Here is a 13029-nt window from a genome sequence, read left to right as displayed (position 1 = left end):
CATCGAGCTCGTGCCACCACGAACCGCTCCGATGATCGGCGAAGTACGTGGTGATGTCATGCCAGAAGTCCGAGTAGTACTCGGCATACTCCGGTTCACCGGTTGCCCGCGCGAGCCACGCGGCCGCGCCCAGCGCTTCGGCCGCGACCCAGTGCATCCGAGCATGGCTGACAACGTTTCCGTCGTAGTCGACGGTATAGGCGAGCCCCGCGATCCCGTCCTCTCGTCCGTCGCGCAACGCGCCGGCGAACAGCGCTTTCGCGCACGTGAGAAGCGGTGCGTGCATGACCTCGCTGTACGCGCCGATGTTCAACAGCAGCCGCGCCCACTCGACCGCGTGACCGGGCATCGTGCCGAACGGACGGAACTGATCGAACGGGGTCTCGCGCCCGTAGTCGGGGTCGATGACCCAGTCAGGACCGTAGTGCTCAGGAATGCGCGCATCATGAGGAACGACGGTGTCCACCACGAGCCGTTGCGCGAGGCGCTCGGCGCGTCTCAACCACTTCGGGTCGCGATCATCTTCGTACGCCGCAGTAAAGGCCTCGGTCAGGTGCATGTTCGCGTTCTGCCCGCGATAGGCCTCGAGCACCCTGCCGTGACGATCGACCGCGTCGACGGCCGCTCCGACGTCGTCGTGCCACAGCCACGCGTCGATCGCCTCCACAGCGCGGCGGACGACCTCGTCCGACCCGGCGATGCCCGCCTGGCGCGCAGTCGTGCCGGCAAGCAGCGCGAAGGCGTGCCCGTAAGTGGTGCGCGCGTCAGAAACGACCGTCGCCTGATCGATATCGACGGCATCGACGAATCCGAGGGATTCCGATTCAACGAAGCGATCGAGCAGCACGCGCACGCCGTCCTCGGCCCATCCTCCGGTTTGCGGATGCCCGAGCAGCTGCGCGATCGCGAAGCAGTGCACGAGCCGACCGACGTTGTACAGCGCGAGCGGCTGATCGACATCCACGCTGCCGTCGACCCTGCGCCACCGGAACCGATCGATACCGCTCGGCTCCTCGAAAAAGGCGAGCAGACGGGCCGTCTCAGCCGTCAGCTCGGCGCGGTGCGCATCGCTGTCGACGAGCGCCCCGGGTTCTCCCGCAGACCCCCACCTCATGCCGCCGCTCGCAGGCTGCTCACGAAGAACCGTTGGCATGCCAGGAACAAGATCACCGTCGGCAGCGAGACGAGCAAGGCCGCAGTCAGCACGACTGGCGGGCCGAGGCTCACGAAACCGCCGCTGATCTCGGCCAATGCCGCCATGACCGGCCGCCGGTCGGGGCTCGTCGTCAGCGTGATTCCGAACAACAGGTCGTTCCACACCCACGTGAACTGGAAGATAAACGCCGCGAACAGCGCCGAGCGGATCAGCGGCAAGTGGATCTGGAAGAACAGCCGACCCCAGCCGGCCCCGTCGAGCTTGGCCGCCTCGGCGATCTCGGGCGGAATCGTCGTGAGGTAGTTGCGCACGACGAAGAAGGCGAACGGCACGCAGATCGCGCCGTAGATCAAGATCATGCCGAGCGACGTGTCATAAAGGTTGGTATTGACGTACGCCTGGAACAGCGGCGCGAGAAAGATCTGCAGCGGCAGCAGTGTGCCCAGGTAGATGAGCCAGAACCACAGCGACGGGCGGCGCACGGGCATGGCCACGACCGCGAACCCGGCAAGGCCGGCGGCGAGCACAGCGACAAGAGCGGATGCCGTGGCGTAGAGCAGGCTGTTGAGCAACCCGAGTCCGAGCGAGGATTCATTCCATGCGGCGACGAGGTTATTCCACAGATCGAACCCGACCGGCAGCCACAACGGCTCACCCTCGTATGCGGAAAGCGGCGTGATCGCGTTGACGATCAGCAGGTACACCGGGATGAGCCACAGCACACCCAGCACGACGAGCACGGCGTTGCGCACAATGCGGAACATGCGATCACACCTCCTTCAACTGCTGGCGCAAGTAGGCCCACGATGCGCCCACGACGATGATGGTCAGCACGACGGCGACAGCTGCGCCGTAGCCGTAGTCGCTGACGATAAAGGTCTGGCGATACATCGTGACCGCCAGGGTTTCGGACGACCCGCCCGGACCACCCTTGGTGAGCAGCCAGATCATGTCGAACACCCGCAGGCTGTTCGCGATCGACATACCGATCACGACGACGGTGACGGGTTTCAGCTGCGGGACGATGATGTTCCAGAACAGGCGCACGCCCGACGCCCCATCCAGGGTTCCGGCTTCGACCGTCTCGGGCGGAATGGCCTGCAGCCCCACGAGGAACAGGATCACAGCGACCCCCGTCGCCTGCCACGTGTTCGCCAGAATCATTACGATCGTGTTCGTGGGCCACTCGAGCAGCCAGCCCGAATCGGGGGCGATGCCTCCGAAGAAGGTAATGGCCTGGTTCAGTGCACCGTTGGAGCGCAGAATGAATCCCCAGATGACGGCGGTGGCGGTGCCGGAGAGCGCATAGGGCAGCACGAAGGCGAGACGCACCCAGCGTCCGCCCTTCATCTGCGAGGTGAACACCGCGACGAGCAGCCCGATGCCGACCGGCAGGATCAGCGTGCCGACAGTCCACATCACCGTGTTCAGGACGGAGCGGCCGAAGAGCGGGTCCTGCAGCAGGCGGACGTAATTCTCGAACCCGATGAACTCGGCGTTGAAGCCGTCATCGTTGGTGAGGCTCTGATAGACGGTCGCGACGAATGGCACCAGCAACATGATCCCGACCAGCGCGACGGCCGGAATCAGGAAGGGAATGCTGCGCACACGACCGGCGAACGAACCGGCGCGGCGTTCGGCGGGCCGGGGAGTCCCGGCCCGCCTTCCCGTCGTGACAGTCTCCGTCGTCACTGGGCGTCGGCCTTCCAGTTCGCCCACTCCGTGTCGGCGAGCTGCTGCAGCTTCTCGAGCGTCGGGTCGATGTTCTCCGGCGTCGGGTTCGCCATGAACGCACCGAGGAACTGCACCCCGCCTTCGATGAGCGCGGGCGGCCCCGCTTCCCAGTAGCGCACGAGCTCGACCGGCTCACCCTCTTGCACCTGGTCGAGCACCGACGACAGCACAGGGTCTTCCGTCGAGACCTCGGGGTTCGCGGAGGTGTCCTTGATCTCATCCACCCAGGGCTGCTGCACCTGCGGGTTCAGCCAGTTGGCCATCACGTCACGCGTGGCCTCGGGGTTGGGCGCCTTCTCGGCCATGCTGATGACGCCGGATTCGACGACCACCGAGGGCGTGACGCCCTCTTCGACGGTCGGCAGAAGATAGGCACCGTACTCGGACTCATCCATCGACTCCGCGAACGTGCCGTTTCGCCAGGTTCCCATCGGAACCTGCGCCACCGTGCCTGCGGCGAACAGCGCCGGCTCCGTATCCCACGCGGTGTCGGGTGCGGTGAACCAGCCCTTGGCATACATGTCCGACCAGATCTCCATGGCCTCGCGTGCCGTCGGATCGGTGTACTTCGCCTCGCCGTCCATGAGCTGCTGATAGAACTCGGGGTCGAGCTTCGACAGGATCTCAGCGAACCAGATGAACGCCGTCCAGCCGGCCTCCTGCGTCGCGAACAGCGGAGTCACCCCGGCGGCCTTGAGTTTGTCGTTGTTCGACTCGAACTCGGCCCAGGTAGTCGGCGGCGTGATGCCCGCGTCGGCGAAGACCTGCTTGCTGTAGAAGATCACCCAGTACGACTTGTAGATCGGCAGGCCGTATACCTTGTCGTCATAGGCGAAACTGTCGCGGGTGTCGGGATTCACCCAGCCCTCTTCGACCGCTTTGTCCCACTCGTCGCTCAGGTCGGCCAGACCGCCGGAGCGAGCGAGCTCTTGCAGGCGGTAGCCGTTCCACCACTTGACGATATCCGTGGTGCTGTTCGTCTTCAGCGAAGACCGGACGATCTGCTGGTAGTTCTCTGTCGACGGCACGTCCCGCGCGTCCAGGCCGTAGCCGGTGAGCTCTTCAAGCTCATCGCTCGCGAGCGCGAATCCGTCGGCGAAGTCGGCACGGTCACCGTTCAGGCTCACGGTGCCGCTGTCGCCGCCCCCGCCGCCGCTCGCCGAACCCTGCGAACACGCGCCGAGGGCGAGTGTCATCGCAAGTACCGTTCCCAACACGCCGAATCTCTTCATTGCTGTGCTTGTGCGCCTCATGTGATCCTCCTCGATCTTTGGTAACGATACCAGCATCGACCGGAACGTCAAGAGCGGAGTTCACAAAGCCGGGATGGTTGACAGTCGCGCGACGTCTGATAACGTTACCAACGAATTGCTCAGACTGGAGGATGCGATGGAACTGTGCATCGACTTGGGTGGCACCGAGATCAAGCTCGCCATCATCGACAGCGCCCGCATCCTCGGCTCCGACACGCGCGCCGTCCAGGGCGATGCCCGCGATCTCGACGAGGCCGCTTCCGCGGCTGAAGCTCTGATCGCACGCACACAGGCCGTGCCGACCGCACTGGGAATCGCCGTTCCTGGTGTGGTGAACCCCGCAACCGGTCGCATGTTGCACGCCAACGATAAATACGGGTTTCTGAACGAATTCGACCTGCAGGGATGGTCGGCCAGGAATTTCGGCCTCCCCGCTGTCGTCGAGAACGACGCCCGCGCCGCGCTTATCGGCGAGACATCCGCCGGCTCGGCATCCGGCGAGCGCGATGCCGTTCTGCTCACGCTCGGCACCGGCATCGGCACGGCCGCGATGATCGACGGCATCCCGCTTCGGGGCACCACAGGCCACGCGGGAATCCTCGGCGGACATGTCACCACCGACATCGGTGCTCGACTCTGCCCCTGCGGAAACGTCGGATGCGCGGAGGCGCTCGCGAGTACGTGGGCACTGAGTCACACCGATTCAGCGCACGGGCCCGCCTCTGTGAAGGAGCTGTTCCACGAGGACGACCACACCGATCTCCGTGACAGCTTCCTGCACGTGTGGGGTGCCACCGTCGTCACTCTGATCCACATGTACGACCCGTCGGTCGCCATCCTCTCGGGCGGCATCCTGCGCGCCGGTGACGCCGTGCGCGCACCGATCGAAGCGTACGTTCGCGACCATCTATGGCAGTCGATGACTGCTCCGCGCTTCGTCGTGCCGCCGGAGCCCGAATACTCCGTCGTCCGCGGCATGAGCACGCTCGCCCGACAGATGCACGTCAAACCTCAGAACCGATCCGACCAGGAGACACAGTGACCACCCCGATCAACGACCTGCACGATAACCACGGCGACCGCGGTCGTTACGACCTTCAGCCGACGGTGGCGCTGCCCAGCGGTGCGAGCATCCTCCGAGGAACAGCTGCTTGGCAGTCTGCCGCGGCCACAGCGACCGAACGCGGTGGGGCTCTCCTCATCGACGCCTATCCTGGCGTCGACCTGGTAGCTCTGACCGAGCAGGTACGCCAAGCGCTTCCGGAGTGGCACATCGTCAGCGTCGAAGACGCGGCCCTTCCCGTGGCCGAGTACGAACAGCTCATCCGCCCGCATCTGACTGACGACCGCGTGCTCGGTGTCATGAGTCACTTCGCGCTCAGCGACTTCTACGACGCTGACCGCCTCTCCGCTCTGGCCCAAAGTCTCACCGCATCCACTGTCGTCATCGGATGGGGCGCCGGGCTGCTCGCCGCCGACGCAGAGAACTCCACCACCGTGCTTGTCGACATGGCCCGTTGGGAGATCCAGCTGCGCCAGCGCGGCGGTGCCACCAACTGGCGCGCCGATAACGCGAACGAAGACGGGCTGCGCAAGTACAAGCGCGGCTTCTACGTCGAGTGGCGCACCGCCGACCGGCACAAGCGCGCGCTCTTCGACACGCTCGACTTCGTCGTCGACGGTAATGCGATCGCTCCCGCTGTGACACATCCCGACTCTCCCGAGGCGGGGATGATCACCGGCGAAGCCTTCCGTCAGGCGATGAAGGATGCCGCTACCCGGCCGTTTCGCGTCGTGCCGTTCTTCGACCCCGGTGTGTGGGGTGGCCAGTGGATGAAGAAGGTCATCGGGCTCGACCCTGCGCAGGACAACTTCGCCTGGTGCTTCGACTGCGTGCCCGAAGAGAACTCGCTGCTGCTCGAAGGCGACGGCGGCGTCATCGAGGTTCCCTCGATCGATCTTGTCTTCGCACAGCCGGTCGAATTGCTGGGAGCGAAGAACTTCTCGCGCTTCGGCGCAGACTTCCCCATTCGCTTCGACTTTCTCGACACGATGGGCGGCGGAAACCTCAGCCTGCAGGTGCACCCCCTGCAGGACTACATTCGCAACACGTTCGGCATGGCCTACACGCAGGACGAGAGCTACTACCTGCTCGACGCCGACGACGACGCCGTGGTTTTCCTCGGCACGAAGACCGGGATCGACCAGCAGCAGATGATCGACGATCTGCACACCGCGCAAAAGGGCGGTGCGCCATTCCCCGCGGAGAAGTACATCAACTCCTTCCCGGCCCGCAAGCACGATCACTTCGCGATCCCTGCCGGCACCATTCACTGCTCTGGCGCGAACTCGATGGTTCTCGAGATCTCGGCGACCCCATCGACGTTCACATTCAAGCTGTGGGACTGGGGTCGCCTGGGGCTCGACGGCGTCCCACGCCCCGTGCATCTGGATCACGGCATCCGAAACATCCAGTGGGACCGCGACACCGAATGGGTCGATGAGCACCTCATCGATCAGGTCGAAACGCTGCGCACAGACGGCGACGTCGTCGAAGAGCGCACCGGGCTTCACGAGCTCGAGTTCATCGAGACTCGACGGCACTGGTTCACCCAGCATGCCGACCACGACACCGAAGACACCGTCAATGTGCTCAACCTGGTCGAGGGCGACGAAGCACGCATCGTGAGCCCCACTGGAGCGTTCGAACCCTTCGTCGTGCACTACGCGGAGACCTTTATCGTTCCGGCATCCGTGGGCGCCTATCGGATCGAGCGCACCGAGCGGTCGCAGAGCGAACGCCTCGCCACGATCAAGGCGTACGTCAGGGGTTCGCGGACGAGCGACCGCTGACCGGCGGAATCTGCGATCACCCGGATCATCCTGATCGACGGTCCGCGCCTCGTGTCATTGATGATTCGCTACGGCAGTTCGCCCTCGCACACGCCGTGCGCCGCCATCGTCGAGTACAGTTGCTCGGCGTCGAAGACCTCGCCGACGCCGACCGACGCCGAGGTCAATGCGCTGCGCAGCGTCGCCTGCTCGGCATCCGAGTATTCCGTCGTGAAGACCTCGTACGACGGAAGCGTCACTTCCGGCCTCTCATCGACGTCATCGGTGACCTCACGCGGCATCGCCGCCCGAAGCTCAGCCGGATCTGAGGCGACGCCAGCCGCCGCGAGCTGACTCATCACCTCGTATGACGCCTGCGCCATCACCTCTTCACACGATGGTGATTCGGATGCCGCCGCGCACCCCGTGAACGCCACCGCCGTCAGCGCCAGCGCGGCGCCCACCGCGGATGCCCGTTGCATACGACCAGTCATGAACCCGCCTCCCGTCAGCAACCGTGCGCAAGGGGCGCGCTGGCGCATCCGCCCCTCAGATCTTCCACCCGCGCCTGGCCCACCAGATGACGAGCCAGATCGTCACGGCGAAAAGCACCACCGTCACCAAGGCGACAACGACGACGCCGATGAGGGCACCGGCGATGTCGAGACCCTGATCTTCATAAGCGGGAGCGGCGACGGCTTCCGTCCACAGCCCCCAGAACCACACCGTCATCCAGGCGAGCGCGATCGTCAGCACCGCCGACACAGAGATGTTCACCCACGGGTTGAAGACGACACCACCGATAACGGTCACCTTGCGGCGTTCGGGAGCACGATCATGCATACCTCTACGCTCGCACACGCTCGCTCGTCCCGCGAGGTACCGACGCACGTGTCGTCCGGCCCGCGCCTACGCGCCTCCGGTATCGGTCTTGCGACCGCCCGCCTCGAGAACGTCACCTGCGGGAAGCTCTTTATGCCCGCCGAACTGCAAGCGCATCGCCGAGAGCACCTGGTTGGCGAACTGGTCTTCGTCGCGCGATGCGAAGCGCTCGAACAAGGATGCGGCGAGCACCGGAACCGGCACGCCCACATCGACGGCGGCCTTGACCGTCCAACGGCCCTCGCCCGAGTCCGAGACACGACCGGCAAGGCCGTCCAGCGTCGGGTTCTCGTTCAACGCGGCAGCGGTCAGATCGAGCAGCCACGACGAGATGACCGACCCACGGCGCCACAGCTCGGTGACCTTCGCGGTGTCGATGTCGAACTGGTAGAACTCCGGCTCTTCCAGCGGCGCGATCTCGGCCGAATGCTCGGCCTCGCGCACGCCGGCATCCGCATTCTCCAACAGGTTCAGACCTTCGGCGATCGATGCCATGATGCCGTACTCGATGCCGTTGTGCACCATCTTCACGAAGTGCCCTGACCCCGACGGACCGCAGTGCAAGAACCCCTGCTCTTCAGGAGCGAGCTCGCCTTCGCGACCAGGGGTGCGCTCGATCTCTCCTGCGCCCGGGGCGATCGTGCGCAGAATCGGCTCGAGGCGTTTCACCGCGGCATCCGGCCCGCCGACCATCAGACAGTACCCGCGCTCGAGGCCGAACACCCCGCCGCTCGTGCCGATGTCGACGTAGTCGATTCCACGCTCGCGCAGCGCCGCCGCCCGGCGCACATCATCGCGATAGTTCGAGTTTCCGCCGTCGATCAGGACGTCGCCCGCTTCCAGCACCTCGGCGGCCTCTTCTCCCACCGACCCGGTCAGAGAGGCAGGAACCATCATCCACACGGCGCGCGGCTTCTGCAGCTTGCTCGCCATGTCGGCCAGGCTCTCGGCGGCGATCGCTCCCTCGTCAGCCAGATCCGCAATCGCGTCGGGGTTCACGTCATAGACGACGCAATCGTGACCGTCTTTCATCAGACGACGCACGATGTTCGCGCCCATCCGTCCGAGACCGATCATCGCCAGCTGCATGAGTGCTCCTTCACGTCGGTTCCCGACGGGCGACTGCTCCGCCGGGCTTCAGCTTCGCACGCCGATGGGCCGGGTTCAATGGGGGCGGCATCCGCTCGGGCGCGGCATCCGGTCGCCTGGCGAGAAACGCTCTGCCGCATGAGAAACGTCGTGGGAACACGTTTGTCATGCGGGAAGACGTTTCTCGCGACCGCAGGCGCCACCCCACGCAGTAACCTCTCCTCATGACCGGAATCGAGTCGACACATGCCTTTCGTCGAAGCGTCCTGGCCACCGCGCCGCGTGTTCGCCGCACAGAGCGCATTGCGCCGTTCTCGATCCTGCTCGGCATCATCGGCCTGATCTTCGCCGCCATCGCCTATCTGATGCTCGTCACGATCGACCAGGCCGCGACACCGGAAAAACGCATGGAGCAGTTCTGGGTGAGCCTGCTCGCGATCGTCGGGGCGGTGTTCTTCTTCGCCTCGATCGCCTATGGCGTGTGGATGCTGAGCAGAAAATGGCGCCGTCGGCGCGCGGCCGCAGACCTCGCCCTCTCACGCGGGTGGCACTACAACTTCGCGTGGGATCCGAGCGACTTCGCGGGCACGCTGTTCCGCACCGGGCGCCAAGCCTGGGTCGAGAACGGCGCACACGTGCACGAGCCGCGCTACATCGAAGCAGGCAACTACTCGTACATGGCTACCGAAGGCCCGCGCGGCAGACGCGAGATCGGTTTCGTCGGTATTCAGCTCGATCGCACCCTGCCGCACATGTACCTCGCATCTACCACGAACGCCGGCACGCGCGCATACACACCGCCGTTCGCCTCAGACCAGCGCCTATCGCTCGAGGGCGACTTCGACCGGTGGTTCCGCCTCTACTGCCCCGGCGAGTATGAGCAGGATGCGCTCTACATCATCACCCCCGACGTCATGGCGCTCATGATCGACGAAGCGCCCGGCTTCGACATCGAGATCGTCGACGACTGGATGTTCATCGTCGCCCGCAGGCCCTTCGACATGACGGACGGCCGCGTGCTCGACTTCGCCTATCGCGTGGGATCGACGCTCGGTCAGCGGACGGCCCGCCAATCGGCCCAGTACCGCGACGAGCGCCACGAGGATGCCGCGTTCATCGACGACTCCGGGGCGCGGCTGAAGACTGGACGCTGGGTGGCAACGGTCGTTCCGGCCGTCGTCGTCGGCCTGGTGTGGTTCGGCATCGCCTGGGCGAGTGGAGTTGTCACGCTGTAGGAGGCGCTTCTTCAGCGAGAAACGTCCTGCCGCATGACAAACGTCGTGGGAACACGTTTCTCATGTCGCAAGACGTTTGTCACCGGGCGCGCAGGGGCGGGGCCGGGCACGAAAAGGCGCGGACCGGCAAAGCCGACCCGCGCCCCTTCAGTTACGTCACACCGTGCGGCGTCTCCAGAAGAAGATCGCAGCACCGGCGAGCAGCAGCACCAGCGCACCACCGGCAAGACCGAGCGGAAGCGCGCCACCGGTCTGGGGCAGCTCGTTCACGCCGGGCGTTCCGGGGTGGGCCGGGTCGACCGGCTCAGGGTCAACCGGCTCGGGCTCGACCGGGTCGACCGGGTCGGGGTCGACGGGCTCGCGCACGATCACACCGGCGTCCCACGTCGGGTCGATGCCCTCAGAGGCGAGCACCTCGTTCCACTCGTAGTCGTGGGTGAGGTAGACGTTGTCCGGACCCAGCACGATCGTCTGCGTCAGACCCGTCTGGGTGTCGGCATCCGAATCGATGGCGTCATCTGAGGCGGCATCCTGCTGGGTGAACGTGTAGATCTCGCTCTGCGCATCCGTCAGCGTGAACTTCACGTTGTACTCACCCGCCGGCAGCTGATCGAAGATGTAACGGCCGCGGTCATCCGTGGTCGTCGTGCGGATGACTTCGCCGTTCTGAATCAGCTCGACGGTGACACCGGGCAGCACCTGCTCGGCGTCATCCTGCACGCCATCCTTGTTCGCGTCGATCCACGTCACGTCACCGATCGCGTAGTCCTTCTCAGGCTCGACGGTCTCGCCGGGGGTGTTGAAGAGCACGACATCGGCAGAGCCACCGTTCTCGTCAACTGTGATCTCGCTGAGCTCTGACGTCTTCTGATACCCGGCCGGGGCGACGTCTTCGCGCAGCCAGTACGTGCCGATCTCGGTGACGACCGGAGTCTCACCGGCCGCCGTGACGAGCTTTCCGTCGACGACGCGCAGATCGCTCAGCACGACCGTCTGCTGGTCTTCTGCCAGCACCGAGAAACGCGCATCCGCATCGGTGATCAGCTTGGTCGAGTCGGTACTGTCGCGCTTGAGCAGGCTCAACGGATAGTCGTTGGTCGGCGTGATCGTCGCACCGACCGACTCGATCATGTTGGTGATGCCGACGTTCGCCTCGAAGTCGGTCACACGAACCTTGAAGAACGCGGGAACCGTCTCGCCGACGACCAGCTTGCCCTTCTCGATCGTGACCGTGCCCGTTGCCGGATCGTGCACCGCGGTGATGCTCGAACCGGGGATCACGAAGCTGTCACCGGGGGTCACCTCGCCCGCGGCGACGTTCTCTGGTGTGACGAAACCGACGAACTCGACGCCCTCAGGCAGAACATCGACGACATCGGTCACCATGTTGCTGAAGCTGCCGTGCGGGATCATCTCGACTCGATAGATGAACTCGCTCTGCGTCAGATTTCCTTCGGCGTCGACCTCAGCCCGCAGGTTCGTGGTGAACGCGTCGTTTACAGCGTCGTAGACGTTCTTGCGAACCTCCAGCTCATCGCCGTAGCTCGTCGCCGTCGTGTTGGAGGTCGAGGTGTAGACGACCTCCAGGTCATCACCCTCGTAGCGGGCGGCGTTGTTGACCTCGATGGTCTGCTTGCCGTCGAACACGTGCGTGGGCAGCTCGAGCGTGATCGTCCACGTGCCGGTGAACGGTGCCTCGGCGGATTCTCCCCACGAAGCATCCTTCGGGAATGCTTCGTTCGGTGCGATCACGAGGTTGCCGTCGGCGTCAAGCGAAACGTCGAACGTGCCGCCGTCGAGCGGATAGTTCCACGCATACATGCCGGTGATCGACTCTTGGATCGCGGGCAGCGTCTCTTCCGTCACATCGAAAACCGTGTGGTCGACGACATCGACGATGCGCGATGACGCGGCGTCGCTGACATCCGCGCCGATCGTGAAGGTGTAGGGAACGAGCGCCGACTGCCCTGCGGTCACCCGCACGGCGGCGTCATCGGTGGTCTTCGCGAAGCGCTGGGGGTCATCGACGCCGCCGCTGAGGTCCTTGGGCACCGTGATGGTCGTCGAGGCACCCTTCCCGGTGTACTGACCGTCAGGGCCCCACACGAAGTAGGCGTTGTTCTCGGCGCGGTACTCCGTGGCGTACAGGCCGTCGAGGCTCGCCCACTCCGGCAACGCATTGATGGTCGCCTCCGCCGTCAGCGTGTACGACTTCGTGACGTCGTTACCGATGTTGATGTAGAGGCTCTGGCCATCGACGACGTAGGTGTGCACGTACTCGTCTGCGGCGATATCGGCCTCGGGGTTTCCGAAGTCCTCGCCTGCTGGCGCGAGGGCGACCTCATCACCGTTCTGGTCGACGAGTCGGATGAAGCCGTCTGCGTCGACGTTCCAGGACGACTCGTTCGGCAGCGTGTCACGGATGACGACGTTGCGCTCCAGAGCGAAGTAGCTGTCGCTGAAATCGGTGAAGATCCTCAGGTCGGCGCCGAGCGTATACGTCACGGGGATGCCGTCGACGAGGGAGTCACCCGCCGCGAGCTGCTCGTCGATCGTGACGGCCGTCGGGTCAGCGCTCTTGCTGAAGCCCTCGCCGACGCCGGGACGCTCGATGCCGTCGACGTGACCGCTGATCGTCGTGGTCGTGGAGTGCTCGTTGCCGTCGACGTCGACCTGATTGGTGAGCCCCACGGCGTAGTCGCCGCCGTCGACCTCGTCGACGTTGTCGTATGCGGTCTGCAGCTGCTCGCGAATTGCCTCGAGCGCGGCAGCGTCGGCAATCTTCGCCTTGTACGTGAATGTGTAGACCGAGTTCGCCTCCGCGGCGAACGAGTGCGCGAATGTCGTG

At 64.9% G+C, this 13029-nt stretch carries 12 protein-coding genes; 4 read left to right on the top strand and 8 right to left on the bottom strand.

What is annotated here, in order from left to right; all coding sequences use genetic code 11:
* Positions 1–1114, bottom strand: a 1114-nt coding sequence (locus Q1J95_RS09830) for an AGE family epimerase/isomerase (RefSeq protein ID WP_300267338.1), incomplete at its 3' end; no start/stop codon positions are given.
* Positions 1111–1644: a carbohydrate ABC transporter permease gene (locus Q1J95_RS09825; RefSeq protein ID WP_366945551.1), complete on the bottom strand. Its 534-nt coding sequence runs from the start codon at positions 1642–1644 to the stop codon at positions 1111–1113. The genes Q1J95_RS09830 and Q1J95_RS09825, both read right to left, overlap by 4 nt.
* Positions 1645–1754: 110 nt before the next feature.
* Here Q1J95_RS09825 and Q1J95_RS15700 point away from each other — a divergent pair, with 110 nt between their 5' ends.
* Positions 1755–1835: a hypothetical protein gene (locus Q1J95_RS15700; protein WP_366945550.1), complete on the top strand. Its 81-nt coding sequence runs from the start codon at positions 1755–1757 to the stop codon at positions 1833–1835.
* Positions 1836–1924: 89 nt separating this feature from the next.
* On the opposite strand, the gene Q1J95_RS09820 is transcribed toward Q1J95_RS15700, so the two are convergent.
* Positions 1925–2848, bottom strand: coding sequence for a carbohydrate ABC transporter permease (locus Q1J95_RS09820; protein ID WP_300267336.1), 924 nt, complete (start codon positions 2846–2848; stop codon positions 1925–1927).
* On the bottom strand, positions 2845–4143 hold the full coding sequence (locus Q1J95_RS09815) for an extracellular solute-binding protein (RefSeq protein WP_300267335.1): 1299 nt from the start codon (positions 4141–4143) through the stop codon (positions 2845–2847). Before Q1J95_RS09815 ends, Q1J95_RS09820 begins: the two co-directional genes overlap by 4 nt.
* Positions 4144–4279: 136 nt before the next feature.
* On the opposite strand from Q1J95_RS09815, the gene Q1J95_RS09810 reads away from it, so the two are divergent.
* Both Q1J95_RS09810 and Q1J95_RS09805 read left to right on the top strand, forming a co-directional pair.
* Positions 4280–5185 (top strand): ROK family protein, encoded by a 906-nt coding sequence (locus tag Q1J95_RS09810; RefSeq protein WP_300267334.1) that lies wholly within the window; start codon positions 4280–4282, stop codon positions 5183–5185.
* The gene (locus Q1J95_RS09805; RefSeq protein WP_300267333.1) at positions 5182–6996 is read left to right on the top strand and encodes a class I mannose-6-phosphate isomerase; all 1815 of its coding nucleotides are present in this window, start codon (positions 5182–5184) and stop codon (positions 6994–6996) included. Before Q1J95_RS09810 ends, Q1J95_RS09805 begins: the two co-directional genes overlap by 4 nt.
* 68 nt (positions 6997–7064) lie before the next feature.
* Here the strand turns inward: Q1J95_RS09805 and Q1J95_RS09800 are convergent, their stop codons facing one another.
* The 3 genes from Q1J95_RS09800 to gnd all read right to left on the bottom strand — a co-directional run bounded on the left by Q1J95_RS09800 (position 7065) and on the right by gnd (position 8946).
* Positions 7065–7469, bottom strand: coding sequence for a hypothetical protein (locus Q1J95_RS09800; RefSeq protein WP_300267332.1), 405 nt, complete (start codon positions 7467–7469; stop codon positions 7065–7067).
* A 55-nt stretch (positions 7470–7524) separates the two neighbouring features.
* Positions 7525–7818 carry a hypothetical protein gene (locus Q1J95_RS09795; protein ID WP_300267331.1) on the bottom strand — a complete coding sequence of 98 codons (294 nt, stop codon included), beginning with the start codon at positions 7816–7818 and terminating at the stop codon, positions 7525–7527.
* 66 nt (positions 7819–7884) lie between these two features.
* Positions 7885–8946, bottom strand: a complete 1062-nt coding sequence (gene gnd, locus Q1J95_RS09790; RefSeq protein ID WP_300267330.1) for a phosphogluconate dehydrogenase (NAD(+)-dependent, decarboxylating) — start codon at positions 8944–8946, stop codon at positions 7885–7887.
* A gap of 224 nt (positions 8947–9170) precedes the next feature.
* On the opposite strand from gnd, the gene Q1J95_RS09785 reads away from it, so the two are divergent.
* Positions 9171–10181, top strand: a complete 1011-nt coding sequence (locus Q1J95_RS09785) for a hypothetical protein (RefSeq protein WP_300267329.1) — start codon at positions 9171–9173, stop codon at positions 10179–10181.
* A gap of 156 nt (positions 10182–10337) precedes the next feature.
* On the opposite strand, the gene Q1J95_RS09780 is transcribed toward Q1J95_RS09785, so the two are convergent.
* The coding region (locus Q1J95_RS09780; RefSeq protein WP_300267328.1) for an SdrD B-like domain-containing protein at positions 10338–13029 on the bottom strand (2692 nt) is incomplete at its 5' end.

This window comes from Microbacterium sp. (assembly GCF_029263575.1).
GTDB lineage: Bacteria > Actinomycetota > Actinomycetes > Actinomycetales > Microbacteriaceae > Microbacterium.
This window is presented reverse-complemented; position numbering and strand designations above follow the sequence as displayed.

Bases quoted from the DNA above. Each gene is read 5' to 3' on its own strand.
- Q1J95_RS09825 (WP_366945551.1), bottom strand. From the start codon at position 1,644: ATGCCCGTGCGCCGCCCGTCGCTGTGGTTCTGGCTCATCTACCTGGGC.
- Q1J95_RS15700 (WP_366945550.1), top strand. From the start codon at position 1,755: ATGCGGCGACGAGGTTATTCCACAGATCGAACCCGACCGGCAGCCACA.
- Q1J95_RS09815 (WP_300267335.1), bottom strand. From the start codon at position 4,143: ATGAGGCGCACAAGCACAGCAATGAAGAGATTCGGCGTGTTGGGAACG.
- Q1J95_RS09810 (WP_300267334.1), top strand. From the start codon at position 4,280: ATGGAACTGTGCATCGACTTGGGTGGCACCGAGATCAAGCTCGCCATC.
- Q1J95_RS09800 (WP_300267332.1), bottom strand. From the start codon at position 7,469: ATGACTGGTCGTATGCAACGGGCATCCGCGGTGGGCGCCGCGCTGGCG.
- Q1J95_RS09795 (WP_300267331.1), bottom strand. From the start codon at position 7,818: ATGCATGATCGTGCTCCCGAACGCCGCAAGGTGACCGTTATCGGTGGT.
- gnd (WP_300267330.1), bottom strand. From the start codon at position 8,946: ATGCAGCTGGCGATGATCGGTCTCGGACGGATGGGCGCGAACATCGTG.
- Q1J95_RS09785 (WP_300267329.1), top strand. From the start codon at position 9,171: ATGACCGGAATCGAGTCGACACATGCCTTTCGTCGAAGCGTCCTGGCC.